Genomic DNA, 22,444 nt, shown 5'->3' on the forward strand with positions numbered 1-22,444 from the left:
AACGACAACCTTCGAAGCAAACGTGGCTTGCGGCAGGTTCGCCAGCGCGGCGAGCATCTGGCCGGTCTGGTTCGAATCGTCGTCAATGGCCTGCTTGCCGAGGATGACCAGTTGCGGCTGTTCCTTGTCGACCAGCGCCTTCAGGAGCTTGGCGACGGCCAGCGGCTGCAGGTCTTCGTTCGACTCGATGAGGATCGCGCGATCCGCGCCGATGGCCAGCGCCGTGCGCAGCGTTTCCTGCGCCTGCGTAACGCCCGCCGACACCGCGATGACTTCAGTCGCCACGCCCGCTTCCTTCAGACGCACCGCCTCTTCCACGGCGATTTCATCGAACGGGTTCATCGACATCTTGACGTTGGCGATGTCGACGCCCGTGCCATCCGACTTCACACGAACCTTCACGTTGTAATCGACTACGCGTTTGACTGGCACAAGGACTTTCATTCACATGCTCCGAAGTTACGAATACGTCAACCTGGCGGACATTATAGCGATAGCCCTGTCGGGCCGATCTGCCACCAGCAATTTTCACGAACCACCGCTGCCGCACCCCGGTCGTCAGTAGCGAACGATCGTGCGATTTTACGGTGAAAAAAACCCGGGCATCAAGCCCGGGCGCCGAAAAATATCTCTAATTTCACGGCCTGGACGGGGCCTACCAGGCGGTGATGACCGCCCCGCCAAACTTCGTTTCGATGTACTGCTTCACTTCCGGCGAGTGGTACGCGGCGACCAGCTTCGCCACCCAGGGCTTGTTGCGGTCGGCCTCGCGGATAGCAAGGATATTCACGTACGGCCCCTTCGGGTCTTCGATTGCGATCGCGTCCTGTTTCGGCTTCAGGCCCGCTTGCATGGCGAAGTTCGTATTGATCGCCGCGGCGTCCACGTCGTCGAGCGAACGCGGAATCTGCGCCGCGTCGAGCTCGACGATTTTCAGCTTCCTGGGGTTTTCCACGATGTCGAGCGGCGTCGCCTTCAAACCTGCGTCGGCGCGCAACTTGATGAGACCCTGGCTCTGCAGCAGCAGCAATGCACGGCCGCCATTCGTTGGATCGTTAGGCACGGCGATGCGAGCGCCCGGCTTCAGTTCGGAGAGCGATTTGATCTTCTTCGAGTAGATGCCCATCGGGAACGTGACCGTGTCCGCGATCTTGATGAGCTTGTAGCCGCGATCCTTCACCTGCGCGTCGAGATACGGCGCATGCTGGTAGCTGTTGGCGTCGAGGTCGCCGCCCGCGAGCGCCGCATTCGGCTGCACGTAGTCGGAGAACTCGATGATCTTGATGTTCAGGCCGTTCTTCGCGGCCACGCTCTTCACGATTTCCATCACCTGCTCGTGCGGGCCGCCCGTCACGCCCACCTTGATGGTTTCGTCCGCGTGCGCAGCAAGCGGTGCGACGAGCGAAGCCGCGCCAAGCGCCGCCACGAGCCGGATCATGAAACGACGTTGCATACCCAACCTTTGTCTTGTGTAGTGGTGTTGATCGAAAAACTGCCTGTTTTAAGGCTTATTTATGGCTCAGGCGCCGCACGAGCCAGTCGCCGAACGACTGCACGAGCTGCACGAACACGATCAGGATCACGACCACGATCAGCATGACTTCGGGTTCGAAGCGCTGATAGCCGTAGCGGATGCCAAGGTCGCCAAGACCGCCCCCGCCGATCGCGCCAGCCATCGCCGAATAGCCGACGAGCGAGATGAACGTGATGGTGAGCCCCGCCACCACGCCAGGCAGCGACTCGGGCAGCAGCACCTTGAAGACGATCTGGCTCGTGCTCGCGCCCATGGCCTGGGCGGCTTCGATCAGGCCGCGATCGACTTCGCGCAGCGCCGTCTCCACGAGTCGCGCGATAAACGGCGCAGCGGCAATGGTGAGCGGCACGACGGCGGCCGCCGTGCCGATCGACGAGCCGACCACGAGGCGCGTGAACGGAATCACCGCGACGAGCAGGATGATGAACGGCGTGGAACGCACGGCATTGACGATCACGCCCATCACGCGATTCGCGGCGATGTTCTGCAGCACGCCGTTGCGGTCGGTGAGATAGAGCAGCACGCCGAGTGGCAGGCCGACGGCCGCGCCGACGAGTCCCGAGATACCCACCATGACGAGCGTCTCCCGGAACGACTGGACGAACATGTCGAACATTTCACTCCACATGGGACAGTTCCTCCACCACGACACCTTGCTCGCGCAGCCACGCCATGGCCTGCGCCACCTTCAGCGGATCGCCGCCCGCGAGCACCGCGAGCGAGCCGAACGCCTGCCCCTGGATCTCGTCGATCTGGCCGTGCAGGATATTGAAATCGAGTTCGAAGCGGCGAATCGTTTCCGAAAGAACCGGCTGGTCGACGCCCGTGCCCTTGAACGCGAGGCGCAGCAAGTGGCCGCTACCCTTCGCGAGATGCTCGGCCACGCGCGCCTTGAGCGCGGGCGGCAGCTCCTGGGCGATCACATCGCCGAGCAGCGCGCGCGTGACTTCGTGGTGCGGTTGCAGGAACACGTCGATCACGGGGCCGCTTTCCACCACGCGGCCCGCATCGAGCACGGCCACGCGGTCGCAGACCTGTTTGATCACTTCCATCTGGTGCGTGATCATCACGATGGTCAGGTTCAGTTCGCGATTGATCTTGCGCAGCAGGTCGAGAATCGCGCGCGTGGTTTCGGGGTCGAGCGCCGAGGTCGCCTCATCCGAAAGCAGCACCTTCGGCTTGCTCGCGAGCGCGCGCGCAATCCCCACGCGCTGCTTCTGGCCGCCGCTGATCTGCGAGGGATAGCGGTCTTTCTGCGCGGTGAGGCCGACGAGTTCGAGCAGCGGCAGCACCGTCGCTTCGATCTCGGCGCGCTTCACGCCGGCGAGTTCGAGCGGCAGCGCGACGTTGTCGAACACCGTGCGCGACGACAGCAGGTTGAAGTGCTGAAAAATCATGCCGATCTCGCGGCGCGCTTCGCGCAGGTCGGCCGACGAGAGCGACGTGAGCGTGCGCCCGTTGACGACGATGTCGCCTTCGGTGGGCCGCGTGAGCAGGTTGAGGGTGCGCACGAGCGTGCTCTTGCCTGCGCCGCTGCGCCCAATGATGCCGAACACTTCGCCCGGCGGAATCGTCAGATTGACGTTGTGCAGCGCCTCGATCCAGCCTTGTGGGCCGGCGAAGCGCTGGGACACGTTTCGAATTTCGATCATGGAAAAAAGCAAAACGGCGGGTGTGCCGCGCGCCGCTCGCGCAGGCCGCCCCTTTCGGGTAGCGGAAAACGCGTCGCGCCGGCAGACAGCCGCCGTTTGATGGACTGGATTTAGCTCGCCATTTTACCCTGGCACGCAAAATTCCTTTTAATAATCAATTTCGATAATTTCATAACTGGATTGCATTAGAGGGTTCTGGCAGCGCGTGGCCGCCCGCGCGGCCGCTACACTGCTGCCGACAGACTGATACCGAAAACGAACCGCCACGAAACGCCCAAACAGGGAGCGAGATGGAGACCAGTCAGAACATCGCCACGGCGCAAGCCGACGAACCGACCGCGCAATCGACGCTGCCTACGCGTGACGGCGTGGAACTGCCGCTCTACGTCTGGCGCGCGAGCGCGCCGCCGCGCGCGGCCATCGCGCTGCTTCATGGCCTGGCGGAACACGCGGGCCGCTATGCGGCCCTCGCCGCGCAGCTGAACGCCGTGGGCATCGATGTCTACGCAATCGATCTGCGCGGTCACGGGCATGCACCTGGCCGCCGCACCTGGATCGCGCACTTCGACGAATATCTCGACGACGCCGAGGCGCTTCTCGCCCATGCGAGCGCGCAATGCGCGACACACAGCGCACCGCTCTTCCTGATGGGACACAGCATGGGCGGAGCAATCGCCGCGCTTTATGCCGTCGAGCGCCTGCCGCAATCGCGCGTGCGGCTCGCGGGCCTGCTGCTCTCGAGCGCGGCGCTCGCGCCGGGCCGCGACGTACCCGCGTGGAAAATCGCCGCGAGCCGTGTGATCAGCGCGATCTGGCCGACCTTTCCGGCCATGAAGGTCGACGCGGCGCTGCTCGCGCGCGAGCGTAAAGTGGTCGAAGCCAATCGCGCCGATCCGCTCGTGCATCACGGCGCGATTCCCGCCCGCACGGGAGCGCAATTGCTGGAAGCGATGAAGCGCATCGAGGCGGGACGCGCGCACCTGCGGCTACCCGTGCTGATCTGGCATGGCACCGAGGACAAGCTCACCGAACCCGAAGGCAGCCGCGCATTCGGCGCGCACGTGGGATCGCCCGATCGCACGCTCACGCTCTATGAAGGCAGCTACCACGAAACGCTCAACGACCTCGATCGAGAGCGCGTGATTGGCGCGCTGATCGATTGGATCGACCGGCACTGCTGAGCGGCCTGGCGCGTTACTTCGCGCCGCGTTTCTCGATGAACGCCTGCACGCCGTCGAGCGCGGGGTCGGTCATCATGTTGCAGGCCATGGTCTGCCCGGCCAGTTGATACGCGGCTTCGATGCCCATTTCGAGCTGCCCGTAGAAGAGCCCCTTGCCCGCCGCGACCGCCTCGCGCGGCTTCGCGCAGATGCTCGCGGCCAGCGCGGTCACGGCGGCGTCGAGTTCGTCGGCGGGAACCACGCGGTTCACGAGGCCTTCGCGCAACGCCTTTCCCGCATCGATGAATTCGCCCGTCATCAGCATCTCGAATGCCGCCTTGCGGGAGACGTTGCGTGAGAGCGGCACAGCGGGCGTCGAGCAAAAGAGCCCGAGATTGATGCCCGACACCGCAAAGCGCGCCGAGTCCGCCGCCACCGCCAGGTCGCACATCGCGACGAGCTGGCAGCCCGCCGCCGTCGCCACGCCCTGCACGCGCGCGATGTCGGGCTGCGGCATCTTTTGAATGGCAAGCATCATCTTCGAGCAGCGCTCGAACAGTTTCGCGTAGTACTCATGCGAGGGCGCCGCGCGCATTTCCCTGAGATCGTGGCCCGCGCAGAACGCGCGCCCCGCCGCTGCGATCACGACCACGCGCGCGTCGGATTTCGCTAGCGCCGCGAGTTCGCCCTGCAATGCATCGATGAGCGCTTCGGAAAGCGCGTTGAACGCATCCGGGCGGTTCAGCGTGAGGCGCACGACGCCGGGCACGCCATACGCGTCGCGCGTGACTTCGACCAGCGATGGCGATGAGGAGGGAATGGCGCTCACGATGCGTGTCTCCTTCGTTCGAATGTGTGCGATGTGGGTCCGCGCTCAGGGCCGCGCAGACCGTCTAGATATCCGCCAGCACGCGCAGATGCGCCACCACGCTGCGGCCAAGCGCCGAGAGGTTATAGCCGCCTTCGAGGCTGCTCACGATGCGCCCGTTCGCATAGCGGCCCGCGATCTCGCGAATCTGTTCCGTGATCCACGCGAAGTCGTCCTCCACGAGCCCCATGTTGCCGAGGTCGTCTTCGCGATGCGCGTCGAAGCCCGCCGAGACGAACACCATCTCCGGCTTGAACTCGTGCAGCCGCGGCAGCCACATGATGTCGATGGCCTCGCGCACTTCCATGCCCTTCGTGCGCGCCGCAATCGGCAGATTGACCATGTTCGGCGCCGGATTCTCGGCCCCCGTGTACGGATAGAACGGATGCTGAAAGAAGCTGCACATCAGCACGCGCGAGTCGCCCGCGAACGCCGCCTCGGTACCATTGCCGTGATGCACGTCGAAATCGACGATCGCCACGCGTTGGAGGCCATGGACTTCGAGCGCATGGCGCGCCGCGATCGCGATGTTGTTGAAGAAACAAAAGCCCATCGCGCGCGCGGGCTCCGCGTGATGGCCGGGCGGGCGCACGCTGCAGAATGCGTTCTCGTAGCGCCCCGCGAGCACCGCGTCGGTGGCCGCGATCGCCGCGCCTGCCGCACGCAGCGCCGCCTGCCAGGTGTGCGGATTCATCAGCGTGTCGGGGTCGATGCTCGCGTAGCCTTCCGTGGGCGCCGTGTCGCGGATGAAGTCGATGTGCGCCTGGGTATGCACGCGCAGGAGGTCCGCCTCGGTCGCAAGCGGCGCTGATTCGTCGCGCTCGATCAGCGCGTCGATGCGGCTCGCGATCAGCTGGTCTTCGATGGCCTGCAGACGCGCGGGGCATTCAGGATGCCATTCGCCCATCTCGTGCAGCAGAAAATCGGGGTGAGAGAAGAAACCGGTCGTCATGAGTCGCACTGGCCGCGGGCTTCGCGCATGCGCGCGGCCGCGGGTCTCCGTCTGTCTTTTGTCTGGCGGCGCGCCGGTTGGCGCGCGAACAGACACCACGTTACCACAGCGACCTGGTGCTCATGCGCCACGGCGGCGCGCAACGGCCCAATTCCCATAAGGCGCTCGGTTATACTGCCCGGGTTCTTCCTGGACCGCTCTCCCCCTCTCTCTCATGACGCTCAAGACCGCTCTGTCCGCCTCCAGCCGCCCACGTCGCACGACCCTCGCACTCGCGCTTTGCGTCGCGGCGTCGTTGTGCACCGGCGCGGCGCGCGCGCAAACTGCCGCGCCGAAATCGCGACAGACGCCGCTCACGCTCGCGCAGGCACAGCCGCAGACGCCGACGCAGGGCCAGACGTTCGAAGAGGAGATCGTCCCGCAGCGCTACGCGAACAATCCGGACGTCGACGGCTTCATCAACGACATGGTGGCGCGCTACGACTTCGATCCCACCGCACTGCATGCGCTTTTCGCGAGCGCGAATTATTCGGCGACGGCGGTGAAGCTCGTCACGCCCTCGCCCGTTCCGGGCGTCAAGAACTGGCGCGCATATCAGGCACGCTTCCTCGACCCAGTGCGCATCAATGCGGGCGTGCGCTTCTGGCGCGCAAACCAGGCCACGCTGCAGCGCGCGTCGGAAGAGTTTGGCGTGCCGCCCGAAGTGATCGTCGGCATCATCGGCGTGGAGACGATCTACGGCCGCTACATGGGCAACTTCCGCGTGCTCGACGCGCTCACCACGCTCGCCTTCGATTATCCGAACACGCCGAACCGCGCCGAGCGCATGGCAACGTTCCGGAAGAATCTCGAGGATTACCTCGTGTGGACGCGCGATGCGCAGATCGATCCGTCGTCGGTGCTCGGCTCGTACACGGGCGCGATCGGCATTCCGCAGTTCCTGCCAAGCAGCATCGTGCAGTACGCGGTGGACTACGAGGGCAACAACCACATCGACCTGCGCGCGAGCACGGCCGACGCGATCGGCAGCGTAGCGAACTATCTGCGCCAGAACGGCTGGGAATCGGGGCGGCCCGTGGTCTGGAATATCGCCACCGATGCGGGCAGCCTCGGCATCGCACAGGCCGCTGCCGACGGCAAGCCAGAACCGCGCTGGCCGCTGAGCCAGTTGCTGCGTTCGGGCCTCGTGCTCGACCAGCCGGACGTCGACCTCGCCGCCGAGGCAGGCACGCCTGTCACGGTGATCGACCTGCCCTCGCCTGGCCGCGGCACCGAGTACAAGCTCGGCCTCAAGAACTTTTATGTGCTGACGCGCTATAACCGCAGCTTCTTCTACGCGCTCGCGGTGTATCAGTTGGGCATGCGCGTGAAGGCGCAGATGCTGGCGACGCAGCCGGGCGTGGGTGTGGGCCCGGCGAACGGAAATGGCGGCAATGGCGGCAATGGCGGCAATGGCGGCAACGGCAATGGCAACGGCAATGGGATGAACAGCGCCCCGAACGGTACGGGCACGACGCCACCCGGACAGCAAGACTAATTTCAGTGGTACAAATCAAAACGGCCTTCGGAAACACCGAAGGCCGTTTTTTTGCGCCCACGCTTCAATCAAGCGGGAAACACACCCGTAGAGAGATACCGGTCGCCACGATCGCAGACGATGAACACGATCGTCGCGTTCTCGAGCTGGCGCGCAAGACGCATCGCCACCTCGCATGCGCCGCCCGACGAGATACCCGCGAAAATGCCTTCGACCGAGGCAAGACGGCGCGCCATGTTCTCAGCGGCAGCCTGGCTCACGTTCTCCACGCGATCCACGCGACTGCGGTCGAAAATCTTCGGCAAATACGCTTCAGGCCACTTGCGAATGCCCGGAATGCGCGAGCCTTCTTCCGGCTGCGCGCCGACGATCTCGATCGCCTGATTCTTTTCTTTCAGGAACTGGGACGTGCCCATGATCGTGCCGGTCGTGCCCATCGACGAAACGAAATGCGTGATACGCCCTTCGGTGTCGCGCCAGATTTCCGGTCCGGTGGTCTCGTAGTGCGCAAGCGGATTGTCGGGATTGGCGAACTGGTCGAGGATGATGCCCTTGCCGTCGCGCTGCATTTGCTCGGCGAGGTCGCGCGCATATTCCATGCCGCCCTTGACCGGCGTGAGCATGATTTCCGCACCGTAAGCTGCCATGCTCTGGCGACGCTCGACCGAGAGGTCTTCCGGCATGATGAGCACCATCTTGTAGCCGCGGATAGCCGCCGTCATGGCGAGCGCGATGCCCGTATTGCCGCTGGTCGCTTCGATGAGCGTGTCGCCCGGCTTGATGCGGCCGCGCTCTTCGGCTTTACGGATCATCGAGAGCGCTGGACGGTCCTTCACCGACCCAGCCGGGTTGTTGCCTTCCAGCTTGGCTAGCACGACGTTGTTGCGGGCGCGGATGTCGTCGTCCGGCAGGCGAACGAGCTGCACGAGCGGTGTATTGCCGATCGTGTCTTCAATGGTCTTGTAGGGCATGGAAATGGCGGTGAGGCGCGATGACGTGATCTGTCGATTCTAAACCACGCGGGCAGCGACCGCAGGGGATCCATAACGCTGGTATGGACGCAGTCTGGCGACCCAACCTCCACGCGCGGCAAAAAGCCCGCGGCCCGAGCCGCGGGTCAACGTCGCGGGTCGACATCACCTGAGCGACACCTGAAGGAGACTGCGCCCCGCGACGGTGAAGCGCGACGCGCGGGGTAAAACGCAAACGCAAGCGGACGGCTACTTCTTGACCGCCACCGTAGCAGGCTGCGGTGCGCCCGTCTTCGCGGGCGTTGCCTGTGCAACCTTCGCCTGCGCCGCTTGGGGCTGCGCAGGACCGATCGCCAATCCTTCGGCCTGCAAACGTTCGACGGTATGGCCGCCCATGCCCTTCACGCGCTTGCCGAGATCACTGGCATCCTTGTACGGGCCGTGCGCGCTGCGCTCGTCGAGAATGGCCTTGGCGCGCGCGGGCCCAACGCCCTTGATGCCGCGAAGCGCGTCTTCGTTGGCGGTGTTGACGTCCACGGCCGCGAAGGCGTGGCTGAATACGGCCAGAAGCGCGGCCGCCGCAAGGACTTTTCGGAACATGCTGGATCTCCCTGAAAACGCCAGCGACCATCGCCGGCGAGGAGAATCCAGTTTATGAAGTCAGGGCTTCGCGTTACACCTGGCCAGAAAGCCAACGTACGTAACGATCCACCCCTTCCTGCACCGTCAGGAACGGCGCGTCGTAGCCCGCTGCGCGCAGCTTGGATTGGTCCGCTTGCGTGAAGCACTGATACTTGCCGCGCAGCGCATCGGGGAACGGGATGTACTCGATCAGCCCTTCCTTGACCTGCTCCGCGAGCGAGAGCGCGGACTTGCCATCCATCGCACGCAGCGTGTTCACCACGGTCGTGGCAATGTCGTTGAACGGCTGTGCACGGCCGCTGCCCAGATTGAAGATGCCCGTCTTCTCCGGATGATCGAAGAAGAACAGGTTGACCTTCACCACGTCCTCGACGGAGACGAAGTCGCGCGTCTGCTCGCCCGGCGCATAACCGTTGTATTCGCCGAACAGCTTCACGCGGCCTTCGGCGCGGAACTGGTTGAAGTTGTGGAACGCGACCGAAGCCATGCGCGCCTTGTGCGTCTCGCGCGGGCCATACACGTTGAAGTAGCGAAAGCCCGCAATCTGGCTTTGCGAAGTGGGCAGCACGCGGCGGATCACCTGGTCGAACAGGAACTTCGAATAGCCGTACACGTTGAGCGGCGCTTCCACGTCGCGCTCTTCGACGAAGCGCGTCGAGCCGCCATAGATCGCCGCCGACGACGCATACAGAAACTGCACGCGCTGCGCGAGGCACGTGTCGAGCACGGCGCGGCTATAGCGGAAGTTGTTGTCCATCATGTAGCGGCCGTCGGTTTCCATCGTGTCCGAACAGGCGCCTTCGTGGAACACCGCGCGCACATCACCGAAATCGCCGCGTGTGAAGCGCTCGACGAACTCGGTCTTGTCGATGTAGTCGTCGATCTCGCAATCGACGAGATTCCTGAATTTGTCCGCGCGGGTGAGATTGTCGACGGCGATGATGCGGTCTTCGCCGCGTTCGTTCAGCGCCTTGACGATGTTGCTGCCGATGAAGCCGGCCGCGCCGGTGACGATGAGGGTCATGATAGGTCTGCGGTGACGAGGTTCACGCGAGGTTGATACCCCGCCGGAAAAACGCTCCGGAAATTCCGGCCGGGGTGCGAGCGGTGCATGCTCGCGTACGCAACATTATTGAAAGAGTTCGTCGTAGTCGACGGTGGCCGTACCGAGCTTGCCGACCACGATGCCGGCCGCGCGATTCGCGAGCGCTACGCCCTCGACGAGCGGCAAGCCCGCGCCCAGCATGACCGCGACGGTCGCGATCACCGTGTCGCCGGCGCCCGACACATCATACACTTCACGCGCGTCAGCCGCCGCGTGCACCGCGCCGTCGTCGGAAAAGAGCGTCATACCCTCTTCCGAGCGCGTGAGCAGCAGCGCGTCGAACTGCAATTCGCGGCGCAGCTTCGTCACGCGCGCGTGCAGATCCTCCTCGGACTTCCAGGTACCCACCACTTCGCGCAGCTCCGCGCGGTTCGGCGTGATGAGGCTCGCGCCGCGGTAGCGCTCCCAGTCATCGCCCTTGGGATCGACGAGCACCGCCTTGCCCGCGGCGCGCGCCTTCGCGATCATCTGCGTAACGTGCGTGAGGCCGCCCTTGGCGTAGTCGGAGAGCAGAATCACGTCGTGCGTGGGCAGCAGCGCGTCGAAACGCGCGAGGCCGGCGAGCAGGATCTCGTGCGCGGGCGTGTTTTCGAAGTCCACGCGCAAAAGCTGTTGCTGGCGAGAAAGCACGCGAAGCTTGATGGTGGTCGGCAACGAGGGATCGCGCTCGAGATACGCGTTCACGTTGCTTTCGTCGAGCAGCTCGACGATGCGCTCGCCGGGTTCGTCGTGTCCCACCACGCACAGGAGGCCCGCATGAGCGCCGAGCGCCGCCGCGTTGCGCGCGACGTTCGCGGCGCCACCCAGGCGGTCTTCCTTGCGCTGCACATGCACGACCGGCACCGGCGCTTCCGGCGAGATGCGGTTGACGTCGCCGAACCAGTAGCGGTCGAGCATGACGTCGCCCACCACCAGCACGCGCGAGGTAGCGAGCTTTTCGCGCGGCACGACGCGCACTTCGGGCGCGATAGCGGTGGCAAGCGCTGCGACAGGCGTGGCTTCAGGCTGCGGAGTTTGCGAGATTGACATGAGGCCGCCCAATCGAGTGATAGTCAATGCCGAGCTCCGCCATGGTGTCGGGCTCGTAGAGGTTGCGTCCGTCAAAGATACGCGGTGCCTTGAGCACCTTCTTCAAATGCGCGAAATCGGGCGCCTTGAAGGCGGTCCACTCGGTGACGATCACGAGCGCGTCCGCGTCCGTGAGCGCGTCGTCCTGGCTCGACGCGAACGTAAGGCGCGCGTGCTGCTCCGGCGCGTGCGCGAGATCGAGCGCGAATACGCGCTGCGCCTCCTCGGCCGCGACCGGGTCCCACGCCGCCACGGTGGCGCCGCGCGAGAGCAGGTCGGCGATCAGGCGGCGGCTCGGCGCTTCGCGCATGTCGTCGGTGTTCGGCTTGAACGCGAGGCCCCACACTGCGAAGTGCTTGCCGGTGAGGTCATCGCCGCAGACTCTCGCGATCTTCTTCACGAGCACTTCCTTCTGGCCGTGATTGACCTCCTCGACGGCTTCGAGCACGCGCAGGTTCTGGCCCGATTCCGCGGCCGTGCGGATCAGCGCCTGCACGTCCTTCGGGAAGCACGAGCCGCCATAGCCGCAGCCCGCATAGAGGAAGTGATAGCCGATGCGCGGATCGGAGCCGATGCCGCGGCGCACAGACTCGATGTCGGCGCCCACGCGGTCGGCGAGATTCGCCATCTCGTTCATGAACGAGATGCGCGTGGCGAGCATGGCGTTGGCCGCGTACTTCGTGAATTCGGCGGAGCGCACGTCCATGTAGATCGTGCGTTCGTGATTGCGGTTGAACGGCGCGTAGAGACGCTTCATCTTCTCGCGCGCGGCGGTGCCGTTCTCGTCCTCGTCGAGGCCGATGATGATGCGGTCCGGGCGCATGAAATCGTCCACGGCCGCGCCCTCTTTCAGGAACTCGGGGTTCGAGACGACCGAGTAGCGGTGATCCACGCTATGCGCGAGGCCGCGCTTCGCCAACTCTTCGGCCAGCACGCCGTGTACGCGCTGTGCCGTGCCGACCGGCACCGTCGATTTGTCGACGACCACCTTGAAGCCGTTCATGTGGCGGCCGATGCTGCGCGCCGCCTCGAGCACGTATTGAAGATCGGCCGAGCCGTCTTCGTCAGGCGGCGTGCCCACGGCGATGAACTGCACTTCGCCGTGCTCGACGCTCGCCGCGATGTCGGTAGAAAAGGTAATGCGCCCGGCCGCCCGGTTGCGCGCGATGAGTTCGAGCAGGCCCGGCTCGTGAATCGGGACGCCGCCGCCGTTCAGGATATCGATCTTGCGCGGATCGACATCGAGGCAAAACACGTCGTGGCCGATTTCGGCGAGACACGCACCGGTGACGAGGCCGACATAGCCGGTACCGACAATGGTGATCTTCATAGGCGCTCCGGTGACAGATGCAGATGTTGGAATGACTGTGGGCGCGGCCGGCTAGGCGCGGCCGGCGAGGCGCGGCCGGCTAGGTGCCCGGCTGGGCGCGCGCGCCCATACGCTCAGCTCGACGCGGGAACCGGCTCGACACGGCGCGGCGCATAGGTTTCCCAGCCGCTGCAGCCCGGACACTGCCAGTAGAAGAGGCGCGCCCGGAAGCCGCAGTTCTGGCAGGTGTAGCGAGGCAGGTTCTTGGTGCGCTGCTGGAGCAGCTTGCGCATCAGCTCGAGCTCGCTGCGGCGAGGCTCTTCGGCCGTGGCCTGCTGCGCTTCGAGCAGGCGCGCCATGCCGGCGAGGTTCGGCGACTTCTGCATCTGCGTACGGGCGAGTGCGTGCGCCGCATCGGCGCCGCGCAGCGCGGCAACATACTTGTAGGCGACGTCGAGCAGATCGTTCGACGGATACGCGTCGACCCAGGTCGTGAGCAATTGTGCGCCCTCTTCGGCACGGCCAAGCGTCTCGTAGGCCTTCATGACCTTTTCGGCAACGAGCGGCAGATAAGCGGAGTTTTGCGCCTCGACTTCGCGCCAGTGGCCTAGCGCAGTCTCGCAATCGCCGCTTGCAGCATCGACGTCGCCCGCGAGGATCGTCGCGCGCACGTTCTGCGAGTTGGCCTTGAGCGCGAGCGCCAGTTGACGGCGCGCTTCGTCGGGCTTCTTCTGCTGGAGCGCTTCCTGCGCGAGTTCGCAATGGAACTGTGCGATCTCGAGGTCGAGCGACGCCGCGCCCATCGCTTCGAGATGACGTGCGGTGTCGATGCAGCGGTTCCAGTCCTTCTCGATCTCGTAGATCGCGAGCAGCGCGCGCTGTGCGCCGAGCGCGAAGTCGCCCGACTTGAGCTTGCCGAAGGTTTCCTCGGCGCGGTCGAGCATGCCGGCCTTCAGAAAATCCTGGCCGAGTTCATAAAGCGCGTGGTCGCGCTCGTTCACGGGCAGGTCGGAACGCGACAGCAGATTCTGATGGACGCGGATCGCGCGGTCGGTCTCGCCGCGGCGGCGAAACAGATTGCCGAGCGCGAAGTGCAACTCGACGGTTTCGGGGTCGAGCTTGGCGACCTCGATGAACGCGTCGATGGCCTTGTCCGGCTGCTCGTTGAGCAGAAAATTCAGGCCGCGAAAATACGAGCGCGGCAGGTTGGCGCTTTCGGAAAGCAGTGCCTTCAGGTCGTAGCGCGACGCCATCCAGCCGAGCGCGAAAGCCACGGGAATGACGAGGAGCCACCAAAAATCGAGATCCATGCGAGCGATGGTATGAGCGGGAAATCAGCCGCACGCGTTCAGGCGCGCGGCACGGCAATACAAATCAGATGAGCGGCGGCAGCGGCGGCTCGACGCTCGGCGTGGGCGTTTCACGCGCCACACGCAAATCGCGTTTGAGGCGCCCGTTTTCCATGCGCAGCCGGAACACGCCGGGCAGCGCGGAAAGCAGCCCCGCCAGCAGCCCCACGACAAAAAACGCGAGGCCGATCAGGATCAGCGGGGCCTGCCACGAATATCCGGCCAGAAAGTTCAGCGTCGCGGTTTGCGTGTTGGCGAGCGCGAGTACGAGCAACAGTACGAACACCAGCACACGGATCACCCAGGCGATCAATCTCATTGAAGGATTCTCTTGGCAGTTGAGAAAGGCGCCGGCGTGGCGGACATGCTGCGCCGCAGCACAAGCCGCGCCGAAGTGTCCCGTATTGTAATTGAACGGCTCGCGGGCCGACACGTGTGCGCGAGCGCAGCGCCAGATCAAATCGGGGCGCCCGCGCAAACAGCGTCGAAAAGGCGCAGACGAAAAAAAAGCGCCGGGGTTGTTCACCCCAGCGCTCTTTACCGGTCCATGCATTCTGGCCATCTGGCATTGACCGCCGACAACCGCAATCGCCCGATCGAAAACGATCCAACGCTTACAGGTCGTCGTCCGGCTCGTCCGCCTTCAGCGGCTCGCCCGAATTACGGTCCACGCGCTCACGCAGTTCCTTGCCCGGCTTGAAGTGCGGCACGAACTTCTCAGGCACCAGCACCTTTTCACCCGACTTGGGATTGCGACCGACGCGCGACGGCCGACGATTCAGGCCGAAGCTGCCAAAGCCACGAATTTCGATGCGATGGCCCTTGGCAAGTGCCTCGGACATCGCATCGAGCATCGTCTTGACCGCGAAATCCGCGTCCTTGAGAACAAGTTGCGGAAATCGCGTAGCCAGCTGCGCGACCAATTCAGATTTGGTCATACTTCAGCTTGCCCCCGTTTGAGGCTTACTGGTTCTGGCCGTCGAGCTTGGCCTTCAGCAGCGCGCCGAGGTTGGTCGTGCCGGTGGCAGCCGAACCCGTATCCGACGACATGCTGCGCATTGCTTCCTGCGTCTCAGCCGAGTCCTTCGCCTTGATCGACAGGTTGATGCCACGCGACTTGCGATCGATGTTGATGATCATCGCGTTGACCTTGTCGCCTTCCTTCAGCACGTTGCGAGCATCTTCCACGCGATCTTGCGCGATTTCCGAAGCACGCAGGTAGCCTTCGACGTCGGCGTTCAGCGTTACGACTGCGCCCTTGGCGTCAACCGACTTGACCACGCCGTCGACGATCGAACCCTTGTCGTTCATCGCAACGAAGTTGCTGAACGGGTCGCCTTCGAGCTGCTTGATGCCGAGCGAAATGCGTTCCTTCTCGACGTCGATGCCCAGAACCACGGCTTCGACTTCGTCGCCCTTCTTGTACTTGCGAACGGCTTCTTCGCCCGTTTCCGACCACGACAGGTCCGAAAGGTGAACCAGACCGTCGATGCCGCCAGGCAGACCGATGAAGACGCCGAAGTCGGTGATCGACTTGATTGCGCCTTGCAGCTTGTCGCCCTTCTTGAAGTTGCGGCTGAAGTCATCCCACGGATTCGGCTTGCACTGCTTCATGCCGAGCGAGATGCGGCGGCGGTCTTCGTCGATCTCGAGGACCATGACTTCGACTTCGTCGCCCAGCTGGACAACCTTCGACGGAGCAACATTCTTGTTGGTCCAGTCCATTTCCGACACGTGAACCAGGCCTTCGATGCCCGATTCGACTTCGACGAACGCGCCGTAGTCGGTGATGTTCGTGACCTTGCCGAACAGGCGCGTGCCCGACGGGTAACGGCGCGAAATGCCTTCCCACGGATCGTCGCCCAGTTGCTTGATACCGAGCGAAACGCGGTTCTTTTCCTGGTCGAACTTGAGGATCTTCGCGGTGACTTCCTGGCCAACCGAGAGAACTTCGCTCGGGTGACGCACACGACGCCATGCGATGTCGGTGATGTGCAGCAGGCCGTCGATACCGCCGAGGTCCACGAACGCGCCGTAGTCGGTGATGTTCTTGACCACGCCGTTGACGATCGCGCCTTCCTTCAGCGTTTCGAGCAGCTTTGCGCGCTCTTCGCCTTGCGTGGCTTCGATCACTGCGCGGCGCGACAGCACGACGTTGTTACGCTTGCGGTCGAGCTTGATGACGCGGAATTCGAGGGTCTTGCCTTCGTACGGCGTCGTGTCCTTGACCGGACGCGTGTCGACGAGCGAACCCGGCAGGAACGCGCGGATGCCGTTGACCATGACGGTCATGCCGCCCTTGACCTTGCCCGTGATCGTGCCGGTCACGAGTTCGTTGTTGTCGAGGGCCTTTTCCAGCGACAGCCACGAAGCGAGACGCTTCGCCTTGTCGCGCGACAGGATGGTGTCGCCATAGCCGTTTTCCAGCGCGTCGATCGCGACGGAAACGAAATCACCCGCCTGAACCTCCACTTCGCCCTGGTCGTTCAGGAATTCCTCGAGGGGAATGTAGGCCTCGGACTTCAGGCCAGCGTTGACGACCACGAAGTTGTGGTCGACGCGCACGACTTCAGCGGAGATGACTTCGCCGGCGCGCATGTCCTGGCGGGTCAGCGACTCTTCGAACAGAGCCGCGAAAGATTCGGTATTCGGGGTGGAGGTTTGCAGGTCGGACATAAAAATCTGGATTTGCATGGTTTTCGCTGCACCCCAGCCAGTTTTGACTGCGGGGCGTTGAGGCCGGAACGCTTATGCTCGCGGCACAGATGCAAAAGCCATACTAGGTTAAAGGGTTTAACATACGCCCTGTTGCTTTCCAGGGCACCAACTGGCACTGCTTACTGCTTTCTTTACTGCGCTTTGCCCCGTTCGTGGATTACCGTACGGGCCGCAGTTGGCTCGACTCCTGATACCACTGCGTCACCTGTTCGACCGCCTGGTCGACGGAGAGCGCCGAAGTATCGAGAAGCTGCGCATCCGCTGCGGGCTTGAGCGGCGCGGCCGCACGGTTACTGTCGCGCGCGTCGCGTTCACGCAAATCCCGAAGCAAGTCATCCATATTAGCAGAAAAACCTTTTTGGATCAATTGCTTATGCCGGCGAGCCGCACGGGCCTCTACGCTAGCCGTCAAAAACACCTTCAGAACGGCGTCCGGGAAGATCACGGTACCCATGTCGCGGCCGTCCGCGACGAGCCCGGGAAGCTTGCGAAACGCCCGCTGGCGCGCCACGAGCGCGGTGCGCACGGCCGGATGCGCGGCGATCATCGAGGCGCGGTTGCCCACTTCCTCGGCACGGATTTCGTTCGAAACGTCAACGCCGTCGAGTTGCGCAAGCCCCTCGCGGAACGTGATGTGGAGATCGTCGATCAGCTTCGCAAGGCTCTCGGCGTCGTCGGCCGCAATCGCGTAGCGCACGCTCGCGAGCGCCGCCAGCCGGTACAGCGCGCCGCTGTCGAGCAGGTGAAAGCCGAGTTGCGCGGCGACCAGCGCGGCCACCGTGCCCTTGCCGGAAGCGGTCGGGCCGTCGATCGTGATGACGGGAGTCGGATAAAAGGGACGGGTCGATTTCATGCGGCAAAGGTACTCGGCATCATTTGAATCAAGGTTGCGCGAGCGCCAGGAAGCGCTCGAAATAATCGGGGAACGTCTTGCCGACGCACTTCGGGTCGTTGATGCGCACCGGCACGCCGCCGAGGCTCACGAGCGAGAAGCACATCGCCATGCGGTGATCGTCGTAGGTGTCGATCGCAGCGTTCGGCGTAAGTTTCTCGGGCGGACGCACGATCAGGTAGTCGGGACCCTCTTCCACGTTCGCACCGACCTTGCGCAGTTCCGTGGCCATCGCGGCGATGCGGTCGGTTTCCTTCACGCGCCAGCTCGCGATGTTGCGCAGCGTGGTCGCGCCATCGGCAAAGAGCGCCGCCACGGCGATCGTCATGGCCGCGTCGGGGATCAGGTTGAAGTCCATGTCGATGGGGTCGAGCTTGCCGTGATCGTTGCCGATACCGCGCACCTCGATCCAGTCGTCGGCGACCGTGACGTTCGCGCCCATGCGCATGAGCGCCGCGGCGAACGCAACGTCGCCCTGGATGCTCGAGCGTCCCACGCCTTCCACACGCAGCGGGCCGCCGCCAATCGCGCCCGCAGCGAGGAAGTACGACGCCGAAGACGCATCGCCTTCGACCATGATCTTGCCCGGCGACTGGTAGCGCACGCCCGCCGGGATCTCGAAGCGATGCCAGCCGTGGCGCTCGACCTTCACGCCGAAGCGCTCCATCAGCTTGATCGTGATTTCGATGTAGGGCTTGGAGATCAGCTCGCCGTCCACCTCGACGATCGTCACGCCTTCCTTGGCGCGCACGAGCGGTAGCGTCATGAGAAGCGCCGTGAGGAACTGACTCGACACGTCGCCGCGCACGCGGATGGGCGCCTCGACCGAAATCGGCGCCGGGCGGATGCGCAGCGGCGGAAAGCCTTCGTTTTCTTCGTAATCGATCTTCGCGCCGATCTGGCGCAGGCCGTCCACGAGGTCGCCGATAGGCCGCTCGTGCATGCGCGGCACGCCGTGAATGCGGTAGTCGCCCCCGTTCACCGCGAGCGCGGCCGTGAGCGGACGCACCGCCGTGCCTGCGTTGCCGAGAAAGAGATCCGCGCGCACCGCCTGAAACGCGCCGCGCGTGCCCTGCACGACGCAGGTGTCGTCCTCGCGCTTGAGCTTCACGCCGAGCTTTTCGAGCGCGTCGAGCATCACGCGCGTGTCGTCGGAGTCGAGCAGGTTCGTGATGGTCGTTTCGCCCTCGGCCAGCGCCGCGAGCAGCAGCACGCGGTTCGAGATGCTTTTCGAGCCGGGCAGACGGATCGTGCCGGACGCACGGGTGAACGGTCCGAGATCGAGGTGTTCCATGAGCGTGTCCTGATAATGCCTAGCGTTGCGGCGCTCGCGCCGTCGGGCTTGGTCCTGTTTGCTTATTTGCCTGGTGCTATATCGATGGACGCTGCCGCGCCCTTGCCGCCGCGCTCCTGCCACGCCTCGCGCGCCGCGCGCGAGCGCGCGAAGACGGTTTCGAGCGCTGCGCCGTCGCTCGCGTCGATGGCCGCGCGCAGCCTCGCCAGCACTTCAGTGTAGCCGTCGAGTTCGGCGAGCAGCGCAGCGCGGTTCGCGAGGCACACGTCGCGCCACATTTCGGGGCTCGACGCCGCAATGCGCGTGAAGTCGCGGAAGCCGCCCGCTGCGAACGAGAATTTCAGCTGCGCGTCGGGCGAAGCGAGAATCTGGTCGACGAGCGCAAAGGACAACACATGCGGCAGATGACTCACCGAAGCGAACACGCGATCGTGCTGCGCGGCCGGCATCTCGCCGATCACGGCGCCCGTGGCGCGCCACATCGCGGCAACGCGCTCGACCGATGCCGGCGCGTTTTCCGCGAGCGGGCACAGCACGACGTTGCGGCCCACGTAGAGATCGGGCAACGCAGCGTCGACGCCGCTCGACTCGCGCCCGGCGATGGGATGCCCCGGCACGAACTGAGCGACGCGTGCGCCGAGCGCGGCACGGGCCGCAGCGATCACGTCGCTCTTGGTGCTGCCGGCGTCGGTGACGATGGTTTCTTGCCCCAGGTGCGGTGCGATGCGCTCGAGTAGCGCCTGGGTTTGCGCAACGGGAGCGGCGATCAGCACGATATCGGCGCCGTCCAGCGCGGCGGCGAGCACCGCTTCGTCGTCGAGCGTCGCGGCGGCGTCGATCACGCCCAGTTCGAGCGCGCGCGATACCGACTGCGCGCTGCGGCCCACGCCGATCACCTGCGCGCCTTTTCCACCATGCGAACCGCGCTCGCGCAACGCGCGCGCCAGCGACCCGCCGATCAGGCCCACGCCGAAAATCACCAGTTTGTTAAACGAAAACGCACTCACAACGTCACCGAATAAAGTAAGGGTTGCGCGCTCACGGCGCGCCAAGCGCTCGCTCGAGGGCCGCGACGAATGCAGCGTTCTCTTCGGGCAAGCCGATCGTCACACGCAGCCACTGCGGCAGGCCATAGTTGCCCACCGGTCGCACGATCACGGCTTGCTTGAGCAGCGCGAGATTCACGCGCTCGCCGGCGCCGTCGTCCGCTGCGTCCTTCGCCACGCGCACCAGCACGAAATTGCCGTCCGAAGGCACATATTCGAGGCCGAGGCGCTCGAACGCCGAGGTGAGCGTGCGATAGCCTTCGGCGTTGAGCGCCGCGCTGCGCTCGAGGAACGGCGCGTCGCCGAGCGCGGCGATGGCGGCTGCCTGCGCGAGCGTGTTGACGTTGAACGGCTGGCGCAGACGGTTGAGCAGATCAGTCAGTTCCGGCTGCGCGATCGCAAAGCCAATGCGCAGGCCGGCGAGTCCGTAGGCCTTCGAGAACGTGCGAGAAACGAGCAGGTTCGGATAGCGGCGCACCCACGCGATCGAGTCATAGCGCTTCTCAGCCGCGAGGTATTCCATGTACGCCTCGTCGAGCACGACCGCGACATGCGCGGGCACCTTCGCGACGAACGCCTCGAGCTCCGCGCCATCGACGAACGTGCCGGTCGGGTTGTTCGGGTTCGCCACGAACACGAGACGCGTGTCCTCATCGATCGCCGCCAGCATCGCGTCGAGATCGTGGCCGTAGCGCACGGCCGGCGTCACGATATGGCGCGCGCCGAGGCCCTGGGTCGCGAGCGCGTAGACCGCGAACGAGTACTGCGAATAGACGATCGACTGACCGCGCTCGACGAACGCATGCGCGGCCATTTCGAGAATGTCATTGCTGCCGTTGCCGAGCGTGATCCACTCGGGCGGCACGTCGTAGCGCGCGGCCAGCGCGGCCTTCAACTCGAACGCGTTCGAATCGGGATAGCGGCCCAATTCGCTCACGGCCTGCACGATCGCACGTTGCGCCGATTCGGGCATACCGAGCGGATTCTCATTCGACGCGAGCTTCACGATGCGCGCTTCGTCGAGCCCGAACTCGCGGGCAACTTCGGAAATCGGTTTGCCGGCGATGTAAGGCGCGATTGCGCGCACATACAAGGGGCCGAATTGCGTGGTCATGCGTCTCTCCAGGGCTCAGGGCGCCGGGCGTACAACGGTGTGTTCCGGGCGGATCGGGAAAGGCACGCCGCCCGGCATCCTCATGCGGCGGGCGGCGGTTGGCGGCGGGCCGCCCGCGCCTTCCGCGCTCTAGCGTGCGCGCGGATACGAGCCGAGGATCTTCAGATACGCGGCTTTCTTGCTGAGTTCGTCGAGCGCGGCGGCCACGGCGGGTTCGTCGCGGTGACCTTCGAAGTCGATGTAGAAGTAGTACTCCCACGTGCTGCCAAGGCGCGCCGGCCGCGACTCGAAACGCGTCATCGACACGCTGTGGCGCGCGAGCGGCTCGAGCAGCTTGTACATCGCGCCCGGCTCGTTCTTCACCGACACGATCATCGAAGTCTGGTCGCGACCCGTCGCGCCCGCCGGCTGCTTGCCGATCATGACGAAGCGCGTGCGGTTGTGCGGGTCGTCCTGGATCAGCGCGTTCACGATCAGGAGACCGTAGTGCGTAGCGGCGCGATCGCCGGCAATCGCGGCGACCGTCGGGTCGGCAGCGGCGAGGCGCGCGGCCTCCGCATTGCTCGACACGCTCTGCCGCTCGAGCTGTGGCGCGTTCGCCGTCAACCAGTGCTGGCACTGTGCAAGCGCCTGCGGATGCGCGCACACGCGCGTAACGCCCTGCAGGTTGCCGCTTTGCGTCATCAGATTGTGCCGAATCGGCAAGGCGATTTCGCCGCCAATGACGAGTTGCGTTTCGAGGAACAGGTCGAGCGTGCGCGAAACGGCGCCCTCGGTCGAATTCTCGACCGGCACGACGCCGAATTCGGCGGCGCCCGCCTCGACCGAGCGGAACACCTCGTCGATCGACGGACACGGCAGGCCTTCGATCGACTGACCGAAGTACTGGTACATCGCCTGTTCGCTATAGGTGCCGACCGGGCCGAGGAACGCGGCCGAAATCGTCTTTTCGAGCGAGCGGCTCGCGGCCATGATCTCGCGCCAGATCGCGCTGATGTGATCGTTGCCGAGCGGACCGTCGCTCATGTTCTGCAGGCGCTCGATCACCTGTTGCTCGCGCTCCGGGCGAAACACCGGCGCGTTGAAATGCTTCTTGACCTCGCCCACTTCGAGCGCGACCGAGGCGCGCTGGTTCAGGAGCGCGATGAGCTGTGCGTCGATCGCATCGATGCGTTCGCGCAGCGGCTTGAGTTGGGAGTTGAGTTCGTCGTCCATGCGTGAAACCGGCAATCT

General features: G+C 64.6%; 21 protein-coding genes and 1 pseudogene. 2 read left to right on the forward strand and 20 right to left on the reverse strand.

The window, feature by feature from the left end:
• The 4 genes and pseudogenes from M3I54_RS05300 to M3I54_RS05315 all read right to left on the reverse strand — a co-directional run.
• A pseudogene (locus M3I54_RS05300) lies at positions 1 to 444 on the reverse strand (electron transfer flavoprotein subunit beta/FixA family protein); the annotation flags it as partial.
• Between the two features lie 211 nt (positions 445 to 655).
• Positions 656 to 1,453, reverse strand: a complete 798-nt coding sequence (locus M3I54_RS05305) for a MetQ/NlpA family ABC transporter substrate-binding protein (protein WP_254333663.1) — start codon at positions 1,451 to 1,453, stop codon at positions 656 to 658.
• 55 nt (positions 1,454 to 1,508) lie between these two features.
• Positions 1,509 to 2,162 (reverse strand): methionine ABC transporter permease, encoded by a 654-nt coding sequence (locus M3I54_RS05310; protein ID WP_254333665.1) that lies wholly within the window; start codon positions 2,160 to 2,162, stop codon positions 1,509 to 1,511.
• Positions 2,152 to 3,186, reverse strand: a complete 1,035-nt coding sequence (locus tag M3I54_RS05315; protein WP_254333666.1) for a methionine ABC transporter ATP-binding protein — start codon at positions 3,184 to 3,186, stop codon at positions 2,152 to 2,154. Before M3I54_RS05315 ends, M3I54_RS05310 begins: the two co-directional genes overlap by 11 nt.
• A 290-nt stretch (positions 3,187 to 3,476) precedes the next feature.
• Here M3I54_RS05315 and M3I54_RS05320 point away from each other — a divergent pair, with 290 nt between their 5' ends.
• Positions 3,477 to 4,367, forward strand: coding sequence for an alpha/beta hydrolase (locus M3I54_RS05320; protein WP_254333667.1), 891 nt, complete (start codon positions 3,477 to 3,479; stop codon positions 4,365 to 4,367).
• A gap of 13 nt (positions 4,368 to 4,380) precedes the next feature.
• Here the strand turns inward: M3I54_RS05320 and M3I54_RS05325 are convergent, their stop codons facing one another.
• A complete protein-coding gene (locus tag M3I54_RS05325) occupies positions 4,381 to 5,175 on the reverse strand; it encodes an enoyl-CoA hydratase (RefSeq protein ID WP_254333668.1) in 795 nt (264 codons plus the stop codon).
• A gap of 64 nt (positions 5,176 to 5,239) precedes the next feature.
• Positions 5,240 to 6,166: a histone deacetylase family protein gene (locus tag M3I54_RS05330; RefSeq protein WP_254333669.1), complete on the reverse strand. Its 927-nt coding sequence runs from the start codon at positions 6,164 to 6,166 to the stop codon at positions 5,240 to 5,242.
• A gap of 214 nt (positions 6,167 to 6,380) precedes the next feature.
• On the opposite strand from M3I54_RS05330, the gene mltB reads away from it, so the two are divergent.
• The gene (gene mltB, locus M3I54_RS05335; RefSeq protein WP_254333670.1) at positions 6,381 to 7,703 is read left to right on the forward strand and encodes a lytic murein transglycosylase B; all 1,323 of its coding nucleotides are present in this window, start codon (positions 6,381 to 6,383) and stop codon (positions 7,701 to 7,703) included.
• Positions 7,704 to 7,771: 68 nt separating this feature from the next.
• Here mltB and cysM read toward each other — a convergent pair whose 3' ends face one another.
• From cysM to pheA, 14 genes are all read right to left on the reverse strand, one after another.
• Positions 7,772 to 8,674 (reverse strand): cysteine synthase CysM, encoded by a 903-nt coding sequence (cysM, locus tag M3I54_RS05340; protein ID WP_254333672.1) that lies wholly within the window; start codon positions 8,672 to 8,674, stop codon positions 7,772 to 7,774.
• 249 nt (positions 8,675 to 8,923) lie between these two features.
• On the reverse strand, positions 8,924 to 9,274 hold the full coding sequence (locus M3I54_RS05345) for a helix-hairpin-helix domain-containing protein (RefSeq protein WP_254333674.1): 351 nt from the start codon (positions 9,272 to 9,274) through the stop codon (positions 8,924 to 8,926).
• 73 nt (positions 9,275 to 9,347) lie between these two features.
• Positions 9,348 to 10,340, reverse strand: a complete 993-nt coding sequence (rfaD, locus tag M3I54_RS05350; protein ID WP_254333675.1) for an ADP-glyceromanno-heptose 6-epimerase — start codon at positions 10,338 to 10,340, stop codon at positions 9,348 to 9,350.
• A gap of 105 nt (positions 10,341 to 10,445) precedes the next feature.
• Complete coding sequence (rfaE1, locus tag M3I54_RS05355) at positions 10,446 to 11,450, reverse strand: D-glycero-beta-D-manno-heptose-7-phosphate kinase (RefSeq protein ID WP_254333676.1); 1,005 nt, start codon at positions 11,448 to 11,450, stop codon at positions 10,446 to 10,448.
• Complete coding sequence (locus M3I54_RS05360; RefSeq protein ID WP_254333677.1) at positions 11,422 to 12,819, reverse strand: UDP-glucose/GDP-mannose dehydrogenase family protein; 1,398 nt, start codon at positions 12,817 to 12,819, stop codon at positions 11,422 to 11,424. The genes rfaE1 and M3I54_RS05360 overlap by 29 nt, the downstream gene beginning before the upstream one ends.
• Positions 12,820 to 12,932: 113 nt before the next feature.
• Positions 12,933 to 14,108 carry a lipopolysaccharide assembly protein LapB gene (lapB, locus tag M3I54_RS05365; protein WP_254333678.1) on the reverse strand — a complete coding sequence of 392 codons (1,176 nt, stop codon included), beginning with the start codon at positions 14,106 to 14,108 and terminating at the stop codon, positions 12,933 to 12,935.
• 64 nt (positions 14,109 to 14,172) lie between these two features.
• Positions 14,173 to 14,466: a lipopolysaccharide assembly protein LapA domain-containing protein gene (locus M3I54_RS05370; RefSeq protein ID WP_028208175.1), complete on the reverse strand. Its 294-nt coding sequence runs from the start codon at positions 14,464 to 14,466 to the stop codon at positions 14,173 to 14,175.
• A 295-nt stretch (positions 14,467 to 14,761) separates the two neighbouring features.
• Positions 14,762 to 15,085 carry an integration host factor subunit beta gene (locus tag M3I54_RS05375; protein WP_027817382.1) on the reverse strand — a complete coding sequence of 108 codons (324 nt, stop codon included), beginning with the start codon at positions 15,083 to 15,085 and terminating at the stop codon, positions 14,762 to 14,764.
• A 25-nt stretch (positions 15,086 to 15,110) separates the two neighbouring features.
• A complete protein-coding gene (rpsA, locus tag M3I54_RS05380; RefSeq protein ID WP_254333679.1) occupies positions 15,111 to 16,841 on the reverse strand; it encodes a 30S ribosomal protein S1 in 1,731 nt (576 codons plus the stop codon).
• 181 nt (positions 16,842 to 17,022) lie between these two features.
• On the reverse strand, positions 17,023 to 17,718 hold the full coding sequence (gene cmk, locus M3I54_RS05385) for a (d)CMP kinase (RefSeq protein ID WP_254333680.1): 696 nt from the start codon (positions 17,716 to 17,718) through the stop codon (positions 17,023 to 17,025).
• A 28-nt stretch (positions 17,719 to 17,746) separates the two neighbouring features.
• Positions 17,747 to 19,051, reverse strand: coding sequence for a 3-phosphoshikimate 1-carboxyvinyltransferase (aroA, locus tag M3I54_RS05390; RefSeq protein WP_254333682.1), 1,305 nt, complete (start codon positions 19,049 to 19,051; stop codon positions 17,747 to 17,749).
• Between the two features lie 62 nt (positions 19,052 to 19,113).
• Positions 19,114 to 20,103, reverse strand: coding sequence for a prephenate dehydrogenase/arogenate dehydrogenase family protein (locus M3I54_RS05395; protein ID WP_302058853.1), 990 nt, complete (start codon positions 20,101 to 20,103; stop codon positions 19,114 to 19,116).
• Positions 20,090 to 21,211, reverse strand: coding sequence for a histidinol-phosphate transaminase (gene hisC / locus M3I54_RS05400; protein ID WP_254333686.1), 1,122 nt, complete (start codon positions 21,209 to 21,211; stop codon positions 20,090 to 20,092). The genes M3I54_RS05395 and hisC overlap by 14 nt, the downstream gene beginning before the upstream one ends.
• Before the next feature lie 129 nt (positions 21,212 to 21,340).
• Positions 21,341 to 22,426 (reverse strand): prephenate dehydratase, encoded by a 1,086-nt coding sequence (gene pheA / locus M3I54_RS05405; protein WP_254333688.1) that lies wholly within the window; start codon positions 22,424 to 22,426, stop codon positions 21,341 to 21,343.
• Between the last annotated feature and the right edge of the window lie 18 nt (positions 22,427 to 22,444).

Source organism: Paraburkholderia sp. CNPSo 3274, assembly GCF_024206475.1.
Lineage (GTDB): Bacteria > Pseudomonadota > Gammaproteobacteria > Burkholderiales > Burkholderiaceae > Paraburkholderia.

Excerpts from the sequence above, each read along its gene's own strand:
- rfaE1 (WP_254333676.1), bottom strand. The coding sequence starts at position 11,450 with ATGTCAATCTCGCAAACTCCGCAGCCTGAAGCCACGCCTGTCGCAGCG.
- hisC (WP_254333686.1), bottom strand. The coding sequence starts at position 21,211 with ATGACCACGCAATTCGGCCCCTTGTATGTGCGCGCAATCGCGCCTTAC.
- M3I54_RS05305 (WP_254333663.1), bottom strand. The coding sequence starts at position 1,453 with ATGCAACGTCGTTTCATGATCCGGCTCGTGGCGGCGCTTGGCGCGGCT.
- M3I54_RS05330 (WP_254333669.1), bottom strand. The coding sequence starts at position 6,166 with ATGACGACCGGTTTCTTCTCTCACCCCGATTTTCTGCTGCACGAGATG.
- M3I54_RS05310 (WP_254333665.1), bottom strand. The coding sequence starts at position 2,162 with ATGTGGAGTGAAATGTTCGACATGTTCGTCCAGTCGTTCCGGGAGACG.
- mltB (WP_254333670.1), top strand. The coding sequence starts at position 6,381 with ATGACGCTCAAGACCGCTCTGTCCGCCTCCAGCCGCCCACGTCGCACG.
- M3I54_RS05360 (WP_254333677.1), bottom strand. The coding sequence starts at position 12,819 with ATGAAGATCACCATTGTCGGTACCGGCTATGTCGGCCTCGTCACCGGT.
- rpsA (WP_254333679.1), bottom strand. The coding sequence starts at position 16,841 with ATGCAAATCCAGATTTTTATGTCCGACCTGCAAACCTCCACCCCGAAT.
- pheA (WP_254333688.1), bottom strand. The coding sequence starts at position 22,426 with ATGGACGACGAACTCAACTCCCAACTCAAGCCGCTGCGCGAACGCATC.
- rfaD (WP_254333675.1), bottom strand. The coding sequence starts at position 10,340 with ATGACCCTCATCGTCACCGGCGCGGCCGGCTTCATCGGCAGCAACATC.
- cysM (WP_254333672.1), bottom strand. The coding sequence starts at position 8,674 with ATGCCCTACAAGACCATTGAAGACACGATCGGCAATACACCGCTCGTG.
- M3I54_RS05370 (WP_028208175.1), bottom strand. The coding sequence starts at position 14,466 with ATGAGATTGATCGCCTGGGTGATCCGTGTGCTGGTGTTCGTACTGTTG.
- M3I54_RS05345 (WP_254333674.1), bottom strand. The coding sequence starts at position 9,274 with ATGTTCCGAAAAGTCCTTGCGGCGGCCGCGCTTCTGGCCGTATTCAGC.
- aroA (WP_254333682.1), bottom strand. The coding sequence starts at position 19,051 with ATGGAACACCTCGATCTCGGACCGTTCACCCGTGCGTCCGGCACGATC.
- cmk (WP_254333680.1), bottom strand. The coding sequence starts at position 17,718 with ATGAAATCGACCCGTCCCTTTTATCCGACTCCCGTCATCACGATCGAC.
- lapB (WP_254333678.1), bottom strand. The coding sequence starts at position 14,108 with ATGGATCTCGATTTTTGGTGGCTCCTCGTCATTCCCGTGGCTTTCGCG.
- M3I54_RS05315 (WP_254333666.1), bottom strand. The coding sequence starts at position 3,186 with ATGATCGAAATTCGAAACGTGTCCCAGCGCTTCGCCGGCCCACAAGGC.
- M3I54_RS05375 (WP_027817382.1), bottom strand. The coding sequence starts at position 15,085 with ATGACCAAATCTGAATTGGTCGCGCAGCTGGCTACGCGATTTCCGCAA.
- M3I54_RS05320 (WP_254333667.1), top strand. The coding sequence starts at position 3,477 with ATGGAGACCAGTCAGAACATCGCCACGGCGCAAGCCGACGAACCGACC.